19 protein-coding genes, 1 tRNA gene and 1 other annotated feature are annotated in these 22,027 nt (G+C 31.1%); of the genes, 14 read left to right on the forward strand and 6 right to left on the reverse strand.

Going from position 1 to position 22,027, the window contains the following annotated elements; translation table 11 throughout:
- The first annotated feature begins 202 nt into the window (after positions 1–202).
- The 5 genes from KQI89_RS16890 to KQI89_RS16910 all read left to right on the forward strand — a co-directional run bounded on the left by KQI89_RS16890 (position 203) and on the right by KQI89_RS16910 (position 5,450).
- On the forward strand, positions 203–556 hold the full coding sequence (locus tag KQI89_RS16890; protein ID WP_032122956.1) for a carboxymuconolactone decarboxylase family protein: 354 nt from the start codon (positions 203–205) through the stop codon (positions 554–556).
- A gap of 139 nt (positions 557–695) precedes the next feature.
- A complete protein-coding gene (gene lpdA, locus KQI89_RS16895) occupies positions 696–2,438 on the forward strand; it encodes a dihydrolipoyl dehydrogenase (protein ID WP_216458083.1) in 1,743 nt (580 codons plus the stop codon).
- Complete coding sequence (gene lplA, locus KQI89_RS16900) at positions 2,428–3,426, forward strand: lipoate--protein ligase (protein ID WP_216458084.1); 999 nt, start codon at positions 2,428–2,430, stop codon at positions 3,424–3,426. Before lpdA ends, lplA begins: the two co-directional genes overlap by 11 nt.
- A 202-nt stretch (positions 3,427–3,628) precedes the next feature.
- The gene (dut, locus tag KQI89_RS16905) at positions 3,629–4,060 is read left to right on the forward strand and encodes a dUTP diphosphatase (protein ID WP_216458085.1); all 432 of its coding nucleotides are present in this window, start codon (positions 3,629–3,631) and stop codon (positions 4,058–4,060) included.
- Between the two features lie 598 nt (positions 4,061–4,658).
- Positions 4,659–5,450 (forward strand): hypothetical protein, encoded by a 792-nt coding sequence (locus KQI89_RS16910; RefSeq protein WP_216458086.1) that lies wholly within the window; start codon positions 4,659–4,661, stop codon positions 5,448–5,450.
- 408 nt (positions 5,451–5,858) lie between these two features.
- Here the strand turns inward: KQI89_RS16910 and KQI89_RS16915 are convergent, their stop codons facing one another.
- Positions 5,859–8,030 carry a methyl-accepting chemotaxis protein gene (locus KQI89_RS16915; RefSeq protein WP_216458087.1) on the reverse strand — a complete coding sequence of 724 codons (2,172 nt, stop codon included), beginning with the start codon at positions 8,028–8,030 and terminating at the stop codon, positions 5,859–5,861.
- A gap of 680 nt (positions 8,031–8,710) precedes the next feature.
- On the opposite strand from KQI89_RS16915, the gene KQI89_RS16920 reads away from it, so the two are divergent.
- The 5 genes from KQI89_RS16920 (at position 8,711) to tyrS (ending at position 13,572) form a co-directional block, all read left to right on the forward strand.
- A complete protein-coding gene (locus tag KQI89_RS16920) occupies positions 8,711–9,445 on the forward strand; it encodes an ABC transporter ATP-binding protein (protein WP_216458088.1) in 735 nt (244 codons plus the stop codon).
- Positions 9,446–10,207 carry an ABC transporter permease gene (locus KQI89_RS17845; protein WP_216458089.1) on the forward strand — a complete coding sequence of 254 codons (762 nt, stop codon included), beginning with the start codon at positions 9,446–9,448 and terminating at the stop codon, positions 10,205–10,207.
- A 363-nt stretch (positions 10,208–10,570) separates the two neighbouring features.
- Positions 10,571–10,729: a hypothetical protein gene (locus tag KQI89_RS16930; protein ID WP_216458090.1), complete on the forward strand. Its 159-nt coding sequence runs from the start codon at positions 10,571–10,573 to the stop codon at positions 10,727–10,729.
- 232 nt (positions 10,730–10,961) lie between these two features.
- Positions 10,962–11,708 (forward strand): MerR family transcriptional regulator, encoded by a 747-nt coding sequence (locus KQI89_RS16935; RefSeq protein ID WP_216458091.1) that lies wholly within the window; start codon positions 10,962–10,964, stop codon positions 11,706–11,708.
- A 277-nt stretch (positions 11,709–11,985) separates the two neighbouring features.
- Positions 11,986–12,247, forward strand: a binding site (T-box leader).
- A gap of 125 nt (positions 12,248–12,372) precedes the next feature.
- On the forward strand, positions 12,373–13,572 hold the full coding sequence (gene tyrS, locus KQI89_RS16940) for a tyrosine--tRNA ligase (protein ID WP_216458092.1): 1,200 nt from the start codon (positions 12,373–12,375) through the stop codon (positions 13,570–13,572).
- Positions 13,573–13,802: 230 nt separating this feature from the next.
- Here the strand turns inward: tyrS and KQI89_RS16945 are convergent, their stop codons facing one another.
- The 3 genes from KQI89_RS16945 to KQI89_RS16955 are packed head-to-tail and all read right to left on the reverse strand — an operon-like array spanning position 13,803 to position 15,993.
- Complete coding sequence (locus tag KQI89_RS16945) at positions 13,803–14,525, reverse strand: amino acid ABC transporter ATP-binding protein (protein WP_216458093.1); 723 nt, start codon at positions 14,523–14,525, stop codon at positions 13,803–13,805.
- Positions 14,512–15,168: an amino acid ABC transporter permease gene (locus KQI89_RS16950; RefSeq protein ID WP_032122945.1), complete on the reverse strand. Its 657-nt coding sequence runs from the start codon at positions 15,166–15,168 to the stop codon at positions 14,512–14,514. Before KQI89_RS16950 ends, KQI89_RS16945 begins: the two co-directional genes overlap by 14 nt.
- 15 nt (positions 15,169–15,183) lie before the next feature.
- A complete protein-coding gene (locus tag KQI89_RS16955) occupies positions 15,184–15,993 on the reverse strand; it encodes a transporter substrate-binding domain-containing protein (protein ID WP_032122944.1) in 810 nt (269 codons plus the stop codon).
- A 608-nt stretch (positions 15,994–16,601) separates the two neighbouring features.
- Between KQI89_RS16955 and KQI89_RS16960 the strand changes: the two genes are divergently transcribed.
- The 3 genes from KQI89_RS16960 to KQI89_RS16970 are packed head-to-tail and all read left to right on the forward strand — an operon-like array spanning position 16,602 to position 18,751.
- Positions 16,602–17,411, forward strand: coding sequence for a hypothetical protein (locus KQI89_RS16960; protein ID WP_216458094.1), 810 nt, complete (start codon positions 16,602–16,604; stop codon positions 17,409–17,411).
- A gap of 21 nt (positions 17,412–17,432) precedes the next feature.
- Positions 17,433–18,089, forward strand: coding sequence for a PspA/IM30 family protein (locus KQI89_RS16965; protein WP_216458095.1), 657 nt, complete (start codon positions 17,433–17,435; stop codon positions 18,087–18,089).
- 8 nt (positions 18,090–18,097) lie between these two features.
- Positions 18,098–18,751: a DUF1292 domain-containing protein gene (locus tag KQI89_RS16970; RefSeq protein WP_216458096.1), complete on the forward strand. Its 654-nt coding sequence runs from the start codon at positions 18,098–18,100 to the stop codon at positions 18,749–18,751.
- 332 nt (positions 18,752–19,083) lie between these two features.
- Here KQI89_RS16970 and KQI89_RS16975 read toward each other — a convergent pair.
- Positions 19,084–19,157, reverse strand: a tRNA-Gly gene (locus KQI89_RS16975).
- A 92-nt stretch (positions 19,158–19,249) separates the two neighbouring features.
- Positions 19,250–20,098 carry a methyl-accepting chemotaxis protein gene (locus KQI89_RS16980; RefSeq protein WP_216458097.1) on the reverse strand — a complete coding sequence of 283 codons (849 nt, stop codon included), beginning with the start codon at positions 20,096–20,098 and terminating at the stop codon, positions 19,250–19,252.
- Positions 20,099–20,350: 252 nt separating this feature from the next.
- On the opposite strand from KQI89_RS16980, the gene KQI89_RS16985 reads away from it, so the two are divergent.
- Positions 20,351–21,931: a bifunctional metallophosphatase/5'-nucleotidase gene (locus KQI89_RS16985; protein WP_216458098.1), complete on the forward strand. Its 1,581-nt coding sequence runs from the start codon at positions 20,351–20,353 to the stop codon at positions 21,929–21,931.
- Positions 21,932–22,027: the final 96 nt, after the last annotated feature.

Here is a 22,027-nt window from a genome sequence, read left to right on the forward strand (position 1 = left end):
GTTGGGGGGTGGGGGGTGGGGGGTTGGGGGTTGGGGGTTAGGGGTTAGGGGTTAGGGGTTAGGGGTGAGAGGGATACGATAAATTTTTAACGTGATTGAAATTTTTTTAACAAATATATTGATTAACAAACTAATAGTTGCTATACTAATTATTAGATAGCTTATTATTTGAGCTAATGTTTTTTTACGGAGGTAGAGTATTATGAGAAAAGATCCAAGAGAAATGTTAAACGACTTTATGGGAGGACTTCAAGGATTAGGAGAAACAAATAAAGATAATTTAGATGCATTTATGAATCTTTTAGGAGAAACATATAAACCAGGAAACCTTGATACAAAGACAAAAGAATTAATAAGTATAGGAATAGCAGCTTATAATAGATGTGAGTATTGTATAGTTTTTCATGTATATAAAGCATTAGAAGCTGGAGCTACAAGAGAAGAAATTATGGAAGCTGCCATGGTATCAGTTGCATTTGGTGGAGGTCCATCTATAGCTTATTCAGTTACATTATTAAAAGATTCTATTGACGAGTTTGAAAAGGATTTCCAATAAGAACTTTTAACAAGAAGTTCTAAAAAGATTTCTAAGAAGGATTTCTAATAGAGAAATGCAACGGGAAATACAGCGGGAAATACACCCCCGGGGGTGCATTTCCCGGGTATTTCCCATTATGATTTTTGGAGGTATAACTATGGTAGATATTATATTAAATAAGATAAGTGGTCATGCTAAGCAGGGAAAGGTATGTAAAATTCATATAAAATCAGGAGATAGTGTAAAGGTTGGAGATAAACTAATTTCCATTGAAAGTAATAAAGGGAGCGTTGATTTTAAATCTAACATAAATGGAACAATAAAAGACTTATGTATAAGCGAAGGGGACACTTTAAAGATTGGTGATGTAATAGCTAAGGCTGAGGCTTTAGGTGGAAGTGAGGAAGCAAGCACTTCATTAGATGAAAAAAATGAAAATAAATCAAAATCCCAAGGAGCCTTTAACTATTTAGGTGGACTTTTAAAGCCTAAAAAGGAAGAGATAGAATGTGATATAGCTATTTTAGGAGCAGGTCCAGGGGGATATGTTGCGGCGATAGAAGCTGCAAAGTTAGGTGCTAAGGTTGTGATTATAGAGAAGGATAGTCTAGGAGGAACCTGCTTAAATTATGGCTGCATACCTACTAAATCATTAGTAAGAAGCTCTGAAATATTTAATAATATGAAAAATGCTGAGGAGTTTGGCCTTGAAGCTAGCAATATAAATGTAAATATGAAAAAGGTAATTGAAAGAAAAGACTCTGTAGTAGAGGAATTAAAAAATGGAATAGAGTACATATTAGGAAAAAGAGAAGTAAGGATTGTTAAAGGGGAGGGAAACTTCCTAGATAAGAACACCATATTTGTAAAGGCTAATAACACTGAAACTACTATAAAAACTAAAAATGTAATTATAGCTACAGGCTCAAAGGCTAATTTATTACCTATTAAAGGTAATGATCTTCCAGGAGTAATTACAAATAAAGAGGCATTAAGTCTTAAAGAAATACCTAAAAAACTTCTAATCATTGGCGGTGGAATTATAGGTATGGAATTTGCATTTATCTATGCGAAGCTTGGCTCAAAGGTTACTGTGGTGGAATACTTTGATTCAATATTATCCACTTATGATGAGGATATTATAGAAGTAATTGAAGAAAGCGCTAGAGCTTATGGAATAAATTTATATACTGGAGCTAAAGCTGAGGAGATAATAAAAGCTGAAGAGGATAATCTTATTTTAGCTTTTGAAAGGGCTGGAGAGAAAAAGTTTATAACAGCAGATAAGATATTAATGTCAGTAGGCAGAAGTCCTGTTATGAACAAAGAGGAACTTAAAAATATAGGTGTTAATCTTACAGAAAGAGATAGAGCTATAGAGGTAAATGATAAGATGGAAACTTCTGTAGAAGGAATATATGCAATTGGAGACGTAACAAATAAGATTCAATTAGCTCACGTAGCATCCCATCAAGGCACTGTAGCTGTGAAAAATATAATGGGACAAGATGCAGTAATGGATTATTCAGTAATACCTGGGGCTACATTTACAACTCCAGAGTTTGCTACAGTAGGAATTACAGAAAAGGAAGCTAAAGTTAAAGAGTTAGACATTGAAGTAGGTAAATTTCCTTTTGCTGCAAATGGGAAAGCTTTAATATACGGAGAAAAAGAAGGTTTTGTAAAGATAATAAAGGAAAAGAAATCTAATAAGGTAATAGGTGGAGCAATAGTGGGACCTCATGCTACAGATTTGATTCCAGAGATATCTTTAGCTATAAAGAATAATTTAACTGTAGATCAAATAGTAAATACTATACACGCTCATCCTACCACAGCAGAATCTATACACGAAGCTGCACTAGAGCTAGAAGGAGGAGCCATCCATTTTGTCAAATAGAGATTTAATTGGAAGGATTATATACTCAAACAGCTTCAATCCTTGGTTTAATTTAGCTTTAGAAGAATACCTTCTAGAGAATGCAAAAGATAATGAGATAATATTTTATTTGTGGCAAAATGCTAATACCGTAGTAATAGGAAGTAACCAAAATCCTTGGAAAGAATGTAACATAGAGGCTTTAAATAATGAAGAAGGTAAATTAGCAAGAAGACTTTCAGGTGGAGGAGCGGTATATCATGATATGGGAAATTTGAACTTCACCTTTATTACCTCTAAAGATAATTTTAATATAGAAAAACAGCTTTCAGTTATTATTGATGCTGTTGGTAAGTTTAATGTGGAAGCTTTATTTTCAGGGAGAAATGATATAGAAGTTGAAGGAAAGAAATTTTCAGGAAATGCTTTTTATTACGGTGAAGAAAACTCTTATCATCATGGAACTCTGTTATTAGATGTAGATAAAAGTAAATTATCAAGATACCTTCAAGTATCAAAAGAAAAGATTCAATCAAAGGGCATTGATTCTGTAAAATCTAGGGTGGTTAATTTAAAAGAATTGAATTCAGATATAGATATTAGTTCTTTAAAGAAGGCTTTAGTAGAAAGCTTTAAGAAGATATATAATCTCAATGCAGAAGAGTTTATAGCAGAAGAGGAAAAATTTAATGAAATAAAAGAGTTATATAAAAAATATAGCTCTTGGCAATGGATATATGGAGAGACTCCTATATTCCATATAAAATACGAGAAAAGATTATCTTTTGGTAGTATAGATATAAATTTAAATGTTTCAAAAGGGACAATAAATGAAGTTAAGGTTTATTCAGATGCATTAAAAACTAGCTTGCCATATGCTATAGAAAAAGCATTAAAAGGAATAAATTTCGAAAAAGCTTCAGTATTAATACCCTTAAAAAACATTAAAGATGAATCAATTAAAAAGGAAATAGAAGAGATTGTTTTGTGGTTACAGGAGGATTTTTAGAAATTAATAGTACGCATATTATATTATATTCTTCCCTTACATTTGATTTAATACAGTTACAATTTTGTAAAAGAGACATTTTAGCATAAAATAGACTAGGTTTGTGCTTTTAAGAATTTAAATGTATAATTTATTAAGAATTTACTATATGATTGCTTTTGAAAAAGCTTGATTATTTATCTAATAGGGAGGACTTTTAAATATGTATACTTTAAAGATTAAACTTATAGATCCAAAGGCTAAATTGCCTGAATGTGCCCACAAGGGGGATGCTGGACTTGACTTGTTTTCTATAGATGATGTGGAAATAAACCCAGGAGAATCAAAATTAATACATACTGGAGTTATAATTGAACTTCCAGAAAATACAGAAGCTCAAATTAGACCAAGAAGTGGTCTTGCTTTAAAAAATGGAATCACTGTATTAAACACCCCAGGAACTATTGATGAGGGGTATAGAGGAGAAATCGGAGTTATTTTAATAAACCATGGAAAAAATACTTTTAAGGTAGAGATCGGAATGAAAATCGCTCAGATGGTAGTAAAACCAACTATAAAAGTAAATATTGAAGAAATAAAAGAACTTACAGATAGTGAAAGAGGAGAAGGCGGCTTCGGTTCTAGTGGCCTTTAATTAAATAATTTTTAAAGATCCATGTTCAGTTAGAAAACTAAAAACTAAAAATTAAAAAGTTAAAGCTTTAAAACTTAATAATTATTAATTCAAATTACAAAAGGCAATAGGTGTTGCCTTTTGTATTTTTTTATATAATAGCATATTTTTTCAGGATTTAACTACAATTATCTGTAAAGATCGCCTCTAATATTTCTTTAAAGGAAGCTCATATTTATAACTTTAGATGAGTACTAAAAGAGTAAATTACTACCGTGAAATCATAGGTTTGGGTAGAACTTAACCCACTCACATAAGATCATAGATCTTGGTTCTCTGCTTAGGAAACTCACGTTCATAGCTTCAGATGTATAGAGATATTACTGGCAATTAAACTTCATATGACATTAAGAATCATTTGATATTTTAATTTTTAATTTTTTGAATTATTCACTAAAAAAATAAGTGGTTCAAAAAAAGTAGTGTAACTTTAATTATAACATATAGAACAAAATATTACAAAAAATAACTTAATTGTAGAAAGTTGATATATAAATATCAGTATGTTATACTCGTTTTGGATCCAATGTAAATATTTTGTATCAAGGGGGAGTTTTTAATGAAAAGTAAATTTATTACATCAATGATTTGCGTAGTTACTGCTGTATCCTTGGTATCAATACCAAAGGTACAAGCCAAAGCTATTGATTGCAACAATAGTGAACAAATTCAATATTCTATTACATCATCGGAAAATGTTCAACAGAGTAAAATTCACATTGAAGAAATTGAAGAATCTTCAGCAAATGCAGAGATTAAAAATGCACCTAGATCTGTTAGAGGTATTCTTTCAGCACCAATGTCGAGAAACTTTGATAACATAATTGAGTTTTTTGAGGATAATAAAGATATTTTTAGAATATCAGATCCAAAGAATCAACTTGAGCTTCTAAGAGATTCAAATGATGTTTTTAGATTATCACAGGTAGTAAATGGTATTACTACTGACAATACTTATATTGTTGTTTTTAATGATAACAACCAAATAAAATCTGTTCATGGCTATTTTGACAATAGTCTCTACCAAGCAGATTCCGAAGCAAATGTAGAGCCTACAATTACAGAAAGACAAGCTTTACAAATAGCAAAGGCAGATGTTATATCAAGTATACTTAGATCTGATAAAGTACCTAAGGAAGAAAAGGGATATATGATAAGCCGCATCAATGATATAGCATTGTCTCATGCTAATATTACATTATATATCTGCAAATACACCGGATATGATGAAGAGCTTCAAGGAAAGTACTTAAAAACTTACAAAGTTGAAAATTTAGGATTAGCTGACTTATATATTTCCGTTACATCAGGTGAGATTGTAAGAAGAGCACCTAAAATAATTTTTAACTAACAATTTTTTATCTAAGAAAAGTAAACTTTTATTAGTTTACATTATAAGGAACTAAACTAAATATAAGACAGTTAACAACTATTTTGTATTCAAATTACACTAAAGTTGTTAACTGTTCTTCATTTTTTAGTTAACATTTTGAGTTACTTTCATACTGTGCTTTTAGCTTTTCAGTTACTATTGTGTATTTCTTTTCTACTAACCTTCATTTTTCAGCTACTATTTTCTGTTTATTTTTCAATGCTTTTATTTTAAGCGTCTATCTTCCACTTCTTTTCCACTGTTTTACTGAAGAAAAAACAAATATTAAGTCCATTCATAAAACAGGGACGTAGCTGCTCTTTATTCCCACTTTAAAGAAGATGGGAGTCTTAGAGGGGGTAGTCATAGGATAAAAGGTTAACTCTATTATTCTCCTGCAATATCAGATAAGGAAGATTTTAATTTTTCTGCATTTTCACTTAGATCTTTAGCTAAGTCATAAAGGTCATTATTAGAGATAGTTTGTGCCTCTATGGAAGCTGTAACCTCCTCTGTGGATGCAGTATTCTTTTGAGATATCTCGGAAATATTATTTATATATTTATTTAAAATATCTTTACCTGTATCTATGAGTTTTATAGATTCTGTGGCCTTATTCATAGCAATTATTATACTTTCAAAGGATGTCTTAATTTCTCCAAAGCTAGTAATAGTGTTGCTAACTTGATTTAACTCTTCTTCAAAAGTTTTTTCAGCCTCCTTAGAGATTGATATTGAAGCATGTATTGAGTTTCCTATGTTGTCTATTATTGTTTTAATATCTCTTGAAGCATTTTGAGATTCTTCTGCAAGCTTTCTTATTTCTTCTGCTACTACAGAGAAGCCACGTCCAGCCTCACCAGCTCTTGCAGCTTCAATGGAAGCATTTAATGCAAGAAGGTTTGTTTGAGATGAAATGTCTCCTATTTTATTAAGAATAATCAAGATATCTCGAGTATTATTGCTTAAATCCTCTATAGTTTGACTTACTTTTTGCATAGAGGATGAATTTTCCTTAGAAATTTCACTTAAGCTTTGGATTACTTCTTCACTTTCATCTAAAGAATATCTAGATTTCTCTGTAGCTTTATTAGCTTCATTAAGGGTATTAACTGCATTGCTTATTTCATAATTAAAGCTATTAGATATTTCAACACATACCATAGCGGTTTCACTTTGCTCTGAAGAGCCATTTGCTATCTGCTGGGAAGCTGCCCCTATTTCTTCTGCACTTAATTTTATCTCTTGAGATATATCAAGGAGATTTTTAGCAGAAACATCCGTGGCATTAGACAGTTCTGAGCTTGTAAGAAGCAAGTTTTTTAAACTAGTTATCATTCCGTTAAAGTTATCAGAAAGCTCGTCCATCTCTTGTATATTATAATGAGAGCATTTAGCATCTAAATTTCCTTTTGAAATTTCCTTAGTAACCTTTACTATGGAGGTTACAGGTTTTATTATTTTCTTTGCGTTATATACTGATATTACAAATGTGATTATTAAAAATACTACTAATAATAATACAGTATAATAACCTATGATTTCAGAGGTTTTAGAAAGCTCTGCCTTTGGCACTACAGCTACTATTTTCCATCCTGTAGACTTTACAGTGGAGTATACTCCAAAGATTTCTTTACCTTCTTCTTTAAAACTTATAGAATCATTTTCACCTGAAAGTATAGTATCTATGTGATCGCCTTCTAGTTTTGTACCTATAAGTTCCTTATTATTATGGGAAATTACATAACCATCTTTGTCTACTATAAATATGTACCCACTATCTCCTAGCTTTATATTTTCTAGGGTAGAGTTAAAAATATTTGGATCTAAGTTTATCTTTAGAACTCCTATAGATTTAAGAGAACTTACATCTTTAATAAGCCTTGCATGACTTAGAGGCTTTGAATTTGTATTTGAGGACATATTGCCTAAATTATCTTCATGAGAAGGCACCCAAATGGATTTTCCGCTAGCTTTAATTACATCCTTATACCATTCTTCTTGTAAGATTTTTGACTTTTTATCAGCGGTAATGGAAGTACCATCAGAGGTTAAAGAAAGATCATCTTCTCTTATAAGATATATGCCTGTTATGTAGTTACTATTAGAACTAAGGGTTAAGTTTTTAATTTTAGATTCAAGTTGAGTCTTTGCTGTATACTTTTCAAACACGTCATCATAGGTTTTAGTTAAAGCTCCAGTAAAATCCCTGTCTGAGAAAATTTGCATTGAAATACCATCTATGTTTGAAGTAATAATATCTACGTATCTAGCAGTCTGTTCTAATAATTGATTAGTAGAGGATTTAAAATCTTCTACCGTTTGATGTCTAGTTATAAAATGTACAATTATATTAAAGGTAAGCAAAGATAAAAGTACCATGGCTAGAGTTAAAGTTATAATCTTTCTATATAAGGTGTTAGCTTTTATTTTTTTTGAAGAATCTATTATTAAATTTTTAGGATCCTTTCTTTTATTAGATTTGACTTTAATCTTTTTCTCAGCTACTTTAGAAGAAGCTTTTTTTAATGACTTATCTTTACTAGAGATGATTTTCATATATGAGACCTCCTATAAATTTGTACCTATAAACAGAGTTCTTGCCTTCAGAGGGAGTTTTTCTCCCTCTGAAGCTTAGAAATCGTTATCCAGGGACGTAACCGCTCTTTATTCCCACTTTGGAGAAGATGGAATATTAGAGCGGGTAGTCATCGGATAAACAGAGTTCTTGCCTTCAGAGGGAGTTTTTCTCCCTCTGAAGCTTAGAAATCGTTATCCAGGGACGTAACCACTCTTTATTCCCACTTTGGAGAAGAGGGGAATATTAGAGCGGGTAGTCATGGGATAAATGCTATCTAAACTTGCCCAGTATAGGTAATCCTAGACAAATAGATTATATCAGATTATATTGGATATTTTTACATATAGTTTCATTTTCGTATAATTGTACAAAGTATTATAGGGTTATTTGTCAATAATTATGATAAAAAGATCTTTAAATATAAAACTTTTTAATATAGTATTAAAATTCACTTTAAAGTTTTATATTTGGAGATTTAACCAAATGAAATTATGCATAATTTTCTTATCAATTGCTTTTGCTTCTTAACAAATATAAAATATAAATTATGTAAGGAACAATCACATATGAACAAAAGGATTTATGAGAAATATTTTTAATTATGGTTTTAAGACTTTTGAATCTAATAATCACTTCATAGAAGTGAGGGGGTTAAATAATGATAGATATGAAAAATGTTAATGTAAGTTATGGAAAGGAAAAGGCTTTAGAGGAGATAAGTCTTCATATAGAAAAACATAGCACCTATTCTATAATAGGTCCTTCAGGCTGTGGTAAAACCACTTTGCTATACACTATGGCTGGACTTATAAAGCCAAATACTGGGGAAGTTATAATAGATCATAGGGGCATTGATGGGGTAAGAAAAGAAACAGGACTAATACTTCAAGATTTAGGTCTTTTGCCATGGAAAACGGTGTGGGATAATGTGTGTTTTACATTAAAATCTAGAAAGGTAGATAAAGAAGAAGCTAATATCATAACAGAGAGGGTTTTAAAGGACTTAGGAATTTATGATATTAAAAATAAGTATCCAGGGGAATTAAGTGGTGGACAGAAACAAAGGGTTGCCATAGGAAGGACTTTGGCATTGGATACAGATTTATTATTAATGGATGAGCCTTCTTCTGCATTAGATGCTATGACAAAGGAACACATACAGTCGTTGATTTTAAAATTATATAGTGAAAAGAAATTTACCTTAGTTATAGTTACCCATAGTATTGAAGAAGCTGCCTTTTTAGGAGAACATATAGTTATTATGGAGAAAAAGAAAATAAAAAACATACTTAAAAACCCTTACTTTGGAAAAGGAGATTTAAGGGAAAACATAGATTTTTATAAATTTTGCCTGGAAGTAAGAAAATGTATATACAATGGGGAAGGTGATTAAGTGAATAAAGTTAAACTTAAGTCCTGTTTAAAAACCTTCTATGGGATTACAGTAGTTATTTTACTATGGTATATTCTTCATAAAGCTGTGAACTCTGCTGTAGTACCATCACCCTTAGCTACATTTAAATATTTTTTTAAGGTACTTCCTAAGACTTTAACTCCACACATTGTAGCAAGCCTTTTAAGAATATTTATAGCCTTATTTTTATCAGTTATCATAGGGGTACCCATAGGGCTTATTACGGGGCTAAGTAAAAAAGTAGATGGAGTTATGGCACCAATACTATACATATTATATCCCATTCCTAAAATAGCTTTTTTACCAGTACTTATGATATTTTTTGGTCTGGGTAATACGCCAAAGATAATTTTAATGTTTATAATAATAGTATTTCAAATAATAATGGCTGTAAGAGATGGAGTTCAGGAAATACCTAAAGAACTTATTTTATCTATAAAATCCTTAGGGGTATCTAAATTAGAAACTTATAAGCATTTAATATTTCCAGCAACACTTCCTAAAATATTTACAGCAGTAAGGATAAGTGTGGGTATAAGTATTGCAGTACTATTTACTAGTGAAAACTTTGCGACTACTTATGGTATAGGTTATTTTATAATGAATAGTTGGAGTATGATAAATTATTTAGAGATGTTTTCTGGCATAGTAGCTTTAAGCATTATGGGATTTATATTATTTAAGATAATAGATGTTCTAGAAAATAAGTTTTGCCATTGGGTGAGGATTGGTAAAGATTAAGTACTGATGGTCATGGATAAAATTTGTCTTATGTTTAAAACCTTTAAATATATTTTCATTTATAAATAAGTGAACTATTCTTAGAGTAAATTCTTATAGTAAGTTACATAAAAATCTTTATCTTACGAAACTGTAAGACTTTAAGCTCATATTGTAAGCTGACAGTTATGGTTTCTAGCTACCTTTTGTCATAAGATATAGTTAAGGATTAGTTTATCTGATGACTACCCGCTCTAATGCTCCCTTCTTCTTCAAAGTGGGAATAAAGAGCGGCTACGTCCCTGGATAACAATTTCTAAGCTTTAGAGAGAATAAAAACTTCCTCTAAAGGCAAGAAATTAGTTTATGAAAAGGGTGGTTTTTATGGGTGGAGAATTAACAAGGCTTATAGGATTTATAGTACTTACTATTGCAGTTTTAGTCTGTGTATTCTTAACTAATAGACAAAAGAAAAGTGCATTAGCATGGTTTATAAGCGCATTGGTATTACCAGCTACTGGTTTTGCCTTAATAATTATTTAGAATTAATATGGTTTTGATTAAGGAGTAAAGGTGTACTGGCCTAAAGAGGGGTATGCATTTACTCCTTATTATTTTAAGTAGACATCCCAAATTTATGATTTGATGGTAGTGGCTTACTCTTTGAGTACTCATCTGATGAGTTTCCTAATAAATAAAATCTAATATATTTTTAAATTTACTGTTGACTCTGACCTTACGTTATAGCTTATTATAAGGTTGTGGAGGTGATACCATGGAATACACCGTTAAAAGTGTAGCGGATATAACAGGAGTTAGTATTCGTACACTTCACCATTATGATCATATTGGACTTTTAAGACCACATAATAAAACAGAGTCTGGTTATAGACTTTATTCTGATTCAGACTTAGAAAAATTGCAGCAGATATTGTTTTTTAAAGAATTAGACTTTACGCTAGAAGAAATAAAGAAGGTAATGAATAGTCCTATTTATGATAAAAAAGAAGCGCTTAAATGTCATAAAGAGCTTTTGCTTAGGAAAAAAAGCAGGCTGGATAATATTCTGAAATCAGTAGAAATAACAATTAAAGCAATGGAAGGAGAGATAGATATGAGTAAGAAAGATATGTTTGAATCCTTTGATGACTCCAAAATTGAGGAGTACAGAAAGGAAGTTAGAGAGAAATATGGTGAAGAAATAGTGGATCAGTGTGATAAAAAGACTAGAGGGTATAATAAAGATAAGTGGAATTCTTTAAATGCAGAGGGTGAAAGAATTTTTAGAGAAATTTCTTTATTGATGAATGAAGGAGCAAGGGAGGAAAAGGTTCAAAAACTTATAAAAGAACATTATAAATATATAAATGATAATTTTTACAACTGTACACCGGAAATTTACAAAGGTCTTGGAGATTTATATATACAAGATGAGAGATTTACTGCTTATTATGAAAATATAAAACCTGGGTTAGCAAAATTTATGAAAGAAGCTATGCATATATTTATAGATAACATGTAATAAATCCAAGTTACTTAACATTTGTATTATTAACTTATCCAATAACTACCGGCTCTAATACCCCATCTTCTTTAAAGTGGGAATAAATAGCGGAGAGGTACTTGAATAAGGATTTCTAGGCTTTAGGGGAGTTTTTACCCTTCTAAAGCCTAGAAATCTGTTTATACCCTAAGTATATTATAAAGTATTGAAAAACTTTAATAAACTTTTGAATTGAAGGTTGACTTTTGAGTTTATATTTGCTAATATGAAATAAAATTTAACAAATAAATTTATTTTAAATACTGTGAAGAGAAAGAGTAAGATATTAGTCTTCTAAAGAGAGCTCCTGGTTGGTGGAAAGGAGTGAAGAGGAATATGCTGAATACGTCTCTGAGTATCACACCAAAACCTTAATTTATTTAAGTTAGTAGGCTGTTGACGGTTTCCTTCCCACGTTATAGGGATAGAGTATTATATTGTACTCGAAAAGGTTGATATGGTGACATATTGATAAATTAAGGTGGTACCACGGGAGATTATACACTCTCGTCCTTATAGCTTAGCTATAGGGACGGGAGTTTTTTTATTTTATTAGCCGGCTTTAATAAAAAATTATGTATCTTTCCTTAATAGCATTAAGTAAAAAAGTGAATAATTTTGAATTAGAAAAGGGGAATTTAAAGTGATAAATATAGATGAACAATTAAGAATTATAAAAAAAGGTGCAGCTGAGATTATAAATGAAGATGAATTAAAAGAAAAGCTTATAAAAGTAGAAAAGGAAAATAGGCCTCTTGTAGTAAAACTAGGGCTTGATCCAAGTGCTCCAGATATTCATATAGGTCATGCTGTGGTTTTAAGAAAGATAAAACAACTTCAAGATTTAGGGCATAGAGCTGTAATAATCATAGGGGACTTTACAGGTATGATAGGAGATCCTACAGGTAAGTCAAAGGCGAGAAAGCAACTTACAAAAGAGCAAGTTATGGAAAATGCAAGAACCTATGAAAAACAGATATTTAAAATATTAGATAAAGAAAAAACAGATTTAAGATTTAATAGTGAATGGCTTGAAAAGCTTAATTTTAGGGATGTCATAGAACTTTCTGCAAAGTACACTGTGGCTAGAATGTTAGAGAGAGAAGACTTTAAAAACAGATTCCAAAATGAAATGAGTATAGGAATTCATGAGTTTTTCTACCCATTAATGCAAGCTTATGATTCCATAGCAATAAATGCGGATATAGAGCTTGGAGGAACTGACCAAAGATTTAATATACTAATGGGTAGAACTATGCAAAAAGAGTATGGAAAAGAGTGTCAAATTGCATTGTTTATGCCTATATTAGAAGGTCTTGATGGGAAAGAAAAAATGAGTAAAAGCCTTGGAAACTACATTGGAATCTATGAAAGTGCAGAGGTTATGTACAGAAAAACCATGGAAATTCCTGATGAGCTTATAATAAAATACTTTGAACTGGCTACAGACATACATCCAGATAAAATAGATGACATTAAGGCAAAACTTGAAGAGGGTACAGTAAACCCAAGAGATATAAAGATGAGTTTAGCTAAAGAGATAGTGAGGCTATACCATGGAGAAGAAGAAGCTTCAAAGGCAGAGCACTATTTTGTAAATGTATTTCAGCAAAACCAAATGCCAGAGGACTTAGAGTCTATAGAGATAGATAAAGATATGACCTTCTTTCAAGTTCTTGTGCATACAAAACTTGCTCCATCAAACAGTGAAGCTAGAAGGCTAATAGCTCAAGGTGGGGTTAAGGTAAATGGGGAAAAAGTAGAACAGGTTGAAGAAGTTCAGTTAAAAGACCAAGATATTATACAAGTAGGAAAAAAGAAGTTTGTTAAAATCAAATTATAGGCTAATTTATAAAGTAATTTATACTTTTATTTATAAAGAGATTCTTAGATTTAGATGGAGTTTACTTGTGAGGGACACCTCTACTACATGAGTCTTAGAAGAACCTATCTAAGAGTAGCATAGGGCTTATTTCCTGCTTTCATATAGGGAGTAGGCTTAACCAATGATAGTAATCCTATAAATAGTATAAACATAGGCTTCCCATAGAAAACTATGAGAAGCCTATTAAATTAAAGCACTTTACTTAAAAAGTCTTTAGTTCTTGGATTTTGGGGATTTGAAAATATTTCTTTGGGATCTCCTTGTTCTACTATGTTTCCATCATCCATGAACAAGACCCTATGGCCAACTTCTTTGGCAAAGCCCATTTCGTGTGTAACAACTACCATAGTCATACCTTCTTTGGCTAGTTCTTTCATAACTGATAAAACTTCTCCTACCATTTCAGGATCTAGAGCGGAGGTTGGTTCGTCAAAGAGCATAACATCAGGTTCCATAGCTAGGGCACGAGCTATAGCTATCCTTTGTTTTTGACCTCCAGATAGCTCTGCTGGATAGCTTTTTGCCTTCTCTTCTAAGCCTATTTTCTTTAATAATTTAAAGGCTATGGATTCTGCCTCTTCCTTTGATTTACCTTTAACTTTTATGGGAGCTAAAGTTATGTTTTCTAAAACTGTTTTGTGAGGGAATAGGTTAAACTGTTGAAAAACCATGCCCATTTTTTCTCTTAACTTATTTATATCAACCTTTTTATCTGTAATATCTTCTCCTTCAAATATTATATTGCCGGAAGAAGGTTCTTCTAAAAGGTTTAAGCATCTAAGAAAAGTACTTTTCCCAGAGCCAGAAGGTCCTATTACAACTACAACTTCGCCTTTTTTTATTTCTTCATTTACACCTTTTAAAACTTTATTATTACCAAAGTTTTTATGAAGATTTTTAATTTCTATCACTTACCTTCATCCTCCTTTCAACTATTCCTAATAATTTTGAAAGAGTAAATGTCATTATAAAGTACATTAAAGCAGCCACTATAAGAGGTTCGAAAGGTTGGAATAAGTTCCCTCTTATGGTGTTAGCATTGTACATAAGCTCATGAATTCCTATTACAGAAACTATAGAAGATTCCTTAATTATTACTATAAATTCGTTACCTAGGGCAGGTAAAATGTTTTTAAAGGCTTGAGGAATTATAATATGTGTCATTGCCATGGATTTCCCCATACCTAGGCTTCTTGCAGCCTCCATTTGCCCTTTGTCTACGGCGTTTATACCTGCTCTAATTATTTCAGCTACATAAGCTGCACTATTTATAGATAAGGTTATAACAGCAGCTACCATATCAGGAAATTCAATTCCTAGGGCTGGTAGCCCATAATATATGATATAAAGCTGTACTAATACCGGTGTTCCTCTTATAAATTCTATGTAAATAGAAGCTATAGATTTAAAAATCTTATTATTTGAAAGTTTCATAAGAGAAAGCAATAGTCCCATTAATGATCCTAACATTACTGTGAAAAACGCAAGGAGCAGGGTGAACTTAGCACCTTGCATGAAAAACCCTGAGTATTCACTTAAAAAACTAAAATCCACTTTAAGTCCTCCTTGCTATTCTTCCATTAAGTCATTATATTTAACAACAAAATTAGTAATTGAATTATCTTTAATTAATCTATCTAAAGTTTTATTAACAGATTCTAAAAGTTCTCCTGAATTTTTACTTAAAGCCACTGCAGAACCACCTTCGCTTTCCTCTTTAAGCTTTGAAGATGCTAAAGTCATGTCTGCATTTTTCTTTATATAAGCCTCAGCTACTGGCTTTTCAACCACTATTGCATCTACTTTTTTATTTTTAAGTTCAAGAACTAAGTCTGTAACCTTAGATAGTCCCTTTATTTCAGCGCCTTTTAATTGGCTTTCAGCCATTTTTTGTTGAATAGATCCTTTTTGAACTCCTATTTTTTTACCATTAAAATCCTCTAAGGATTTAAATTTATCACTATCTTCAGTTCTTACTATTATCTCTTGAACTGCATTATAGTAAATTTTTGAAAAATCTGCTTTCTTTTTTCTTGTTTCATCAGGAGTCATGCCAGCCATAACTATATCTACATTTCCAGTGTTTAAGGCTGCTAAAAGACCATCGAAATCCATATCTTTTACTTCAAGTTCTACCCCTAAGTCCTTTGCCATTTCTTCAGCTATTGCTATGTCAAAACCTATAATAGTATCTTTGCCATCTATATTTTTATGAAATTCATAAGGTGGATAATCAGCGCTTGTACCTAATACAAGCTTTCCAGAAGATTTAATTTTATCTAAACCAGCTTGCTTTTTATTTGTACATGCTGCTAATGAAAAACTTATAACTCCAATCACAGCTATAGATAATACTTTTTTTAATAATCCTTTTTTCATTTAAAAATCTCCTCCTAAAATAACCTATTATTTTTAACCTCATAACTACAACCATATATAAGTTGTAGAAAAACTTCTTTTTAAAAGTTTACTTAATTAATTACCATGTGCATAATTATACAACTAATAGTTATAAATATGCAAGTGGTTTTCAAAAAAACTTTTAAAACTTTTAAAAGTTAGTAAAGGGGAGATAAATACAATCCAGTATAATAGCGGTATGGGTGGTGGTGAGGTAAAATATTGAAGGCGAAATTTAATAATACTTATAAACGTTTACTGAAAAAATATTCATAAATAATGCATAAATATAGTTTGTTAAATAAGAAGGGTTTCTATCAATATTCACATTTTTTATTACTTTTAATATGTATTTACTATCTAAAGTTGAAGGGGTGTAATAAACTGAAGGAGAAAGCTAAATTTTTATAAGAATGTAAAGCTAAGATAATTGAAGATAAACATAGCTTAGATCTATGTAAATAGTGGGAAAATAGTAAACCAGTGAAATTTACCTCAAAAACAAATAAAATTAACCTTGTTATATGATATAATATACTGTATAATAATATTAAGGTTGATGAATATATAATATAGGATCAATCTTAATGAGAATTAAAGATGTAGAAAGGGGTGTGAGAAAGATTCGTAAGTTTATAAAAAGCCCTATACTATTAACGCTTTATATGACATTTGTTTTTTTGATTACCAGCTTAGTATTTGATGGTATGGGATTAATCGGTCATAAGTATTCAAATAATCAGGTTGTCTTTGCAGCTGAAAAGCAGAATTTAGATGAATCTTCAAGTAGTGAACTCATGGATCTCGAAATTAGTGATAGTAAATTACTTTTAGCAAAGACATCTTCAGGCTCTAAAAGTGGCGGTAGTATGAAAAGCCAAAGTAAATCTATAAGTCCTTCTTCGAAGCCATCTTCCGGAGGATTTAAGTCAGGAGGCTTTTCTAATTCTAAAGGTAGTAGCTCTAAGAGCCCAAGTACTCCTAAAACTACTCCACCAAAGTCTTCCTCTGGAGGATTTAAATCAGGAGGTTTCTCTGATTCTAAAAATAGTGGGGGTAACTCTAAGAGTCCCAGTTCACCTGAAACTAGTTCACCTAAATCATCTTCTGGTGGATTTAAATCAGGTAGCTTCTCAAACTCTAAAGAAACTACTCCACCAAAGTCAAGTAAAGATAATAAAGAGAGTAAAGAGAATTATGGAAGTAATAAACAGGAAGAATCAAAGAAAAGCTATATTCCAATACCCATTCCTTTCTTTGGAGGGGGAAGTTCCTATAGAAATTCATACGGTGCTCCAGTTTCTATTATAGGAACCATATTTAAATTAATAATATATGTTGTGTTAATAATTGTAATTATAAATATAATTAAAAAATATTTTAGAAAAAGAAAATAAAAAATTTTGGAGGTAAGAAAAATGGGTGTATTTAAAAGAATATCAAACATGTTCAAGGCAAAGGTTAATGATGCATTAGATGAGGCAGAAAATCCAATTCAACTCTTGGATCAAAAAATAAGAGAGATGGAAGAAAATTTAAACAAAGCTAAATTAAGTTCAGCACAGGTTTTAGGTAATGTCCATGAGACCGAAAAGAAGATGGTAAATGCCCAAAATGAATCAAAGGATTGGGATGAAAAGGTAAAGCTTGCTTTAGCTAAAGGAAATGATGACTTAGCTAAAAGAGCTCTTGAAAGAAAGTTAGATGCAGATAAAAGATATGTATCTCTTCAAAATAGTTATAAGGAAGCTAGCTCTAAAGCTGAATTACTTAAAAAGAACTTAAGAGATTTAGAAGACGAAATTGAAAAAACTAGAAGTTATAGGGATGAAGCAGCTGCAAGGATGAATAACGCTGAAGCATCAAAACAAGTTAATGAAATCCTTGCAAATGTTCAAACTAAGACTAATTCAATTAAAATTGATGATATTGAAAGAAAAATTCAACGAAAAGAAGCTCTTGCTGAAGGACTTGGGGATTTAAAACAAGTTGATAGCTTAGAAAAAGAATTTGAAAGCCTTGGTAGTACAACAGATTTAGATGCTGAACTTGAAAAATATAAGAATCAACAATAGGTGATAATATGAGTAAAGATTTAGACTTCATTAAAGGAGAGAGAGATACCTTAGGCAAAGTTTATGTGGATATAAGTTACGCAATTGATAATGTAGCTCCTTTTCTTTCTGAAAGCACACTTAAAATAAGAAAATACTATAAAGAAGTTGATATACTAAAAAGATATGTAACCCTTTTAGATGCAGCAGAATCTGAGTGTAGGAAACAGGAAGGATCTTTTTTAGGGAAATTTAAAAATAATAACTCTATAGCCTTATTATCTGATTATAAGAAAGATAATAAAGAAGCATTTAATCAATTAAAAAACTGCTCAAAATGTGCCTGTTTAAATTGCCCTAAAGACTGTAAGTTCAATAGTTGTAGAGGATGTAGACAAGGTTCTTTTATAGAGAAGTGTGATCATGAAAAAATTAATATGACAGTGCATGATAACTTCATATTAGATTTAACTAATAACAATACTGGAAATAGTTCAAGGTATAAGGTTCTCGCTACATTACAGGATTCTGTTCTTAATAGACAGTATATAATTATTGAAAATATTATAGATAAAGAAGATAAGTTTATTCTTTACTACTATCCTGGTATAAAAGAAGATGATTATGGTGAAATTTCTGATCCAGAGGAATTTGACTTTATAGCTGAAGTATTTCAAAGTTAATGCAAAAAAGGTTCTGAGAAATTAAGTTTCTCAGAACCTTTTTATCCGATGACTACCCACTCTAATACTTCCACCTTTTTCAAAGAGGAAGTAAAGAGTGGCTACGTCCCTGGATAACGATTTCTAAGCTTTAAAGGGAGAAAAACTCTCTCTAAAGGCAAGAACTCTGTTTATCCGATGACTACCCGCTCTAATATTCCCATCTTCTTCAAAGTGGGAATAAAGAGCGGCTACGTCCCTGGATAAGGATTTCTCATAAAGAAATTATAATAAAAAAGTGATAAGCCTTGTATTCAAGTTATTTCTTGAAGATAAGGTTTATCACTTTAGCTTGGAGCGGGTGATGGGAATCGAACCCACGTAGCTAGCTTGGGAAGCTAGAACTCTACCATTGAGTTACACCCGCATAATTATAAAAAAGGATTACAATAATTATTATAATCCTTTTAGCACACACATTTCAATAGGTTTTCAAAAATTAATTTCCATATGTACATTTTAATAAGATTTTGCTAACTTTTCTAACTGTTCTGTTAGACTCTGAAGTTCTAAGATATTTTCTGTTATTTGCTCTAAGGATTCACTTTGCCTTGCATATATTTCGTTATCTTCAGATATTTTATTAGCTATTTCTAAAGAGGAAGTTTGGATATTTCTTAAGGAAGTTTCAACTTTTTCTATAGCTGAATTAGAGGAAACTGCAAGCTTTCTTATTTCTGTGGCTACCACTGAAAAACCTGATCCCGCGTCACCAGCCCGTGCTGCCTCTATGCTAGCATTTAAGCCTAAAAGGTTTGATTTTTTAGAGATATTCTTTACAAATTCAATTACGTGATCTGTTTCTTTGGTTTTGTTTGCTGTTTCCATTGAAAGTTTACTTATGTTATTATTACTTTCCGATACAGTTTTAATTTGAGAAGATATTTCGCTAACTACTGCAAGTATACCGTTTACAAAACCCACTAAACTGTTAGATAAATTCATAATTTCGTTATGGTTTTCTAAAAAACAGGAGATCACTACAGAACCTATTACATCATTATGCTTATTCTTTATTGGTATTCCAGTACTCCTATAAGGTACATTATCTGTGTCGTATTTTATCTTGTCCAATATTAATTTACCTTCATTCATGCATTGATAAGCAATAGTGTGATTTGGTATTTCTCCAACTTCGTAATCATAGCTGTCAGTACTACTTCTATATAATTTTATACACTGGTTAGGACTATTAAAACCTATCATTAAATTTCCTCTAACAATATGAGCCATATAAGGAGCTACCTCCTCAAAGGCTTTATATATAGGATGTTCTAATAATTCCTCATTAATTTCAGTATTGTCCATTCTCTCATACTCCCCTTTGTTTAATTGTATTTTAATTATATTTTTAATAATATCATACAATAAGACAAAATACAGCATATAATGTAAACATTCCCACAAAGAATTAAAAATTTAATAGTGCAAATAATATTTCATAATATTTAGATTTTAATATTAGTAATCTAATAGTATAATATTGTAAAGAGTTATAATTAAGCTTTCAAAAGAACAATATATGATTAAATCATAAATAAAATTTACAAAGGTGATAGTATGAATAAAAATCATAGATATAAGATAGTGATATTAGAAACTAGTGATATCCATGGTGCAATATTTCCTATAAATTATTCTGATAATAGTAGGAAGGAGTTAGGACTTAGCAAAATAGCCACTATAGTTGAGGAAGAGAGAAAAAAGAAAAAAGATTTAATACTTATAGATAATGGAGACATCCTACAAGGAACTCCTTTGGTATACCATTATGCTAACATAGATAGACAAGGTATGAATCCCATGATAACTGCAATGAATTATATGAAATATGATGCTGCAGTGTTGGGAAACCATGAGTTTAATTATGGAAAGGATTTTTTATTAGAAAGCATAAAATCTTCAAAGTTTCCTTGGCTAAGCTCTAATATCTTAGATGAAAATACTAGAAGACCATACTTTGGCAAACCCTATATTATAAAGGAATTCCCAAATGGTATAAAGGTTGGCATATTGGGTGCTACCACTCAATACATCCCTAATTGGGAGGAAAGTAAAAATATTCAAGGGATTGACTTTTTGGATGTTATATTTCCTCTAAAAACTTTTGTGAGTTATTTAAAAAATGTAGAAAAGGTAGATTTATTAGTGGTTAGTTATCATGGTGGATACGAAAGGGATGTTAATAGTGATGAGGTAAGAAGTAGCACTGGAGAAAATCAGAGCTATGAAATATGTGAAAAATTACCGGAGATAGATATTTTATTAACAGGACATCAACATATGTTTGTGCCTAAAAAATTAATAAATGGAGTACTCACTGTGGAACCAGGATATGGAGGACAGTCTGTAGCTAAAGTAGAGGTAACCTTAGAAAAGTCAAAAGAGGGATGGAAGATTGTAGAGAAGGACTCAAGGCTTTTATATGCTAAAGAAGTTAAAGAAGATGTAAAGCTCTTAGAATTGGTTAAAGGATATGAAGCTAACACCCAAAAATGGTTGGATACCCCCATAGGAAGGATAGAGGGAGATATGACCATAAAGGATCACCTGAAGGTAAGGATGAAGGAACATCCCTTTATAGAGTTTATAAATAGGATTCAAATGAAATATGCTAATGTAGATATATCCACCACCTCTCTTTTTGATAATAATTCTAAGGGATTTAAAGGGGATATAACTATGCGAGATGTGGTTTCTAACTATATTTATCCGAATACCTTAAAGGTTATAAGGATATTTGGGAAAGATATAAAAGATGCTTTAGAGAGAAGCGCTGGTTATTTTGATAGATACAAGGGAGAAGACATTAATATTAGCAGTGATTTTAAACATACTAAGATACAGCATTATAATTATGATATGTGGGAAGGTATAGAATATAAATTAGACATATCAAAGCACCTTGGAGAAAGAGTGGTAGCATTAAGCTATAAGGGTGTGCCATTAGATATGAATAAGGAATATGATGTGGTTATGAATAATTACAGAGCAGGTGGCGGTGGAGAATATGGTATGTTTAAAAATAAACCTGTAATAAAAGAGATAAACATAGATATGGCAGAGCTTATTGCAGATTATATAATTAAAGAAAAGGTTATAAAAGCAGAATGTAATAATAATTGGGAAGTAATATTTTAGAAATTAATACCCATGAATCTTTAAGTAACTATGCACAATTGTAAGTTAATTATTTATATTTAAACATAGTAGTTGTGAGAAATATTTTCTAGTGAC

The sequence above is a fragment of the Clostridium simiarum genome (assembly GCF_018919175.1).
GTDB classification, from domain to species: domain Bacteria; phylum Bacillota; class Clostridia; order Clostridiales; family Clostridiaceae; genus Clostridium_L; species Clostridium_L simiarum.

Coding starts and splice junctions, on each gene's coding strand:
- KQI89_RS16890 (WP_032122956.1), top strand. CDS start 203: ATGAGAAAAGATCCAAGAGAAATGTTAAACGACTTTATGGGAGGACTT.
- lpdA (WP_216458083.1), top strand. CDS start 696: ATGGTAGATATTATATTAAATAAGATAAGTGGTCATGCTAAGCAGGGA.
- dut (WP_216458085.1), top strand. CDS start 3,629: ATGTATACTTTAAAGATTAAACTTATAGATCCAAAGGCTAAATTGCCT.
- KQI89_RS16910 (WP_216458086.1), top strand. CDS start 4,659: ATGAAAAGTAAATTTATTACATCAATGATTTGCGTAGTTACTGCTGTA.
- KQI89_RS16915 (WP_216458087.1), bottom strand. CDS start 8,030: ATGAAAATCATCTCTAGTAAAGATAAGTCATTAAAAAAAGCTTCTTCT.
- KQI89_RS16920 (WP_216458088.1), top strand. CDS start 8,711: ATGATAGATATGAAAAATGTTAATGTAAGTTATGGAAAGGAAAAGGCT.
- KQI89_RS16930 (WP_216458090.1), top strand. CDS start 10,571: ATGGGTGGAGAATTAACAAGGCTTATAGGATTTATAGTACTTACTATT.
- KQI89_RS16935 (WP_216458091.1), top strand. CDS start 10,962: ATGGAATACACCGTTAAAAGTGTAGCGGATATAACAGGAGTTAGTATT.
- KQI89_RS16955 (WP_032122944.1), bottom strand. CDS start 15,993: ATGAAAAAAGGATTATTAAAAAAAGTATTATCTATAGCTGTGATTGGA.
- KQI89_RS16960 (WP_216458094.1), top strand. CDS start 16,602: ATGAGAATTAAAGATGTAGAAAGGGGTGTGAGAAAGATTCGTAAGTTT.
- KQI89_RS16965 (WP_216458095.1), top strand. CDS start 17,433: ATGGGTGTATTTAAAAGAATATCAAACATGTTCAAGGCAAAGGTTAAT.
- KQI89_RS16970 (WP_216458096.1), top strand. CDS start 18,098: ATGAGTAAAGATTTAGACTTCATTAAAGGAGAGAGAGATACCTTAGGC.
- KQI89_RS16980 (WP_216458097.1), bottom strand. CDS start 20,098: ATGGACAATACTGAAATTAATGAGGAATTATTAGAACATCCTATATAT.
- KQI89_RS16985 (WP_216458098.1), top strand. CDS start 20,351: ATGAATAAAAATCATAGATATAAGATAGTGATATTAGAAACTAGTGAT.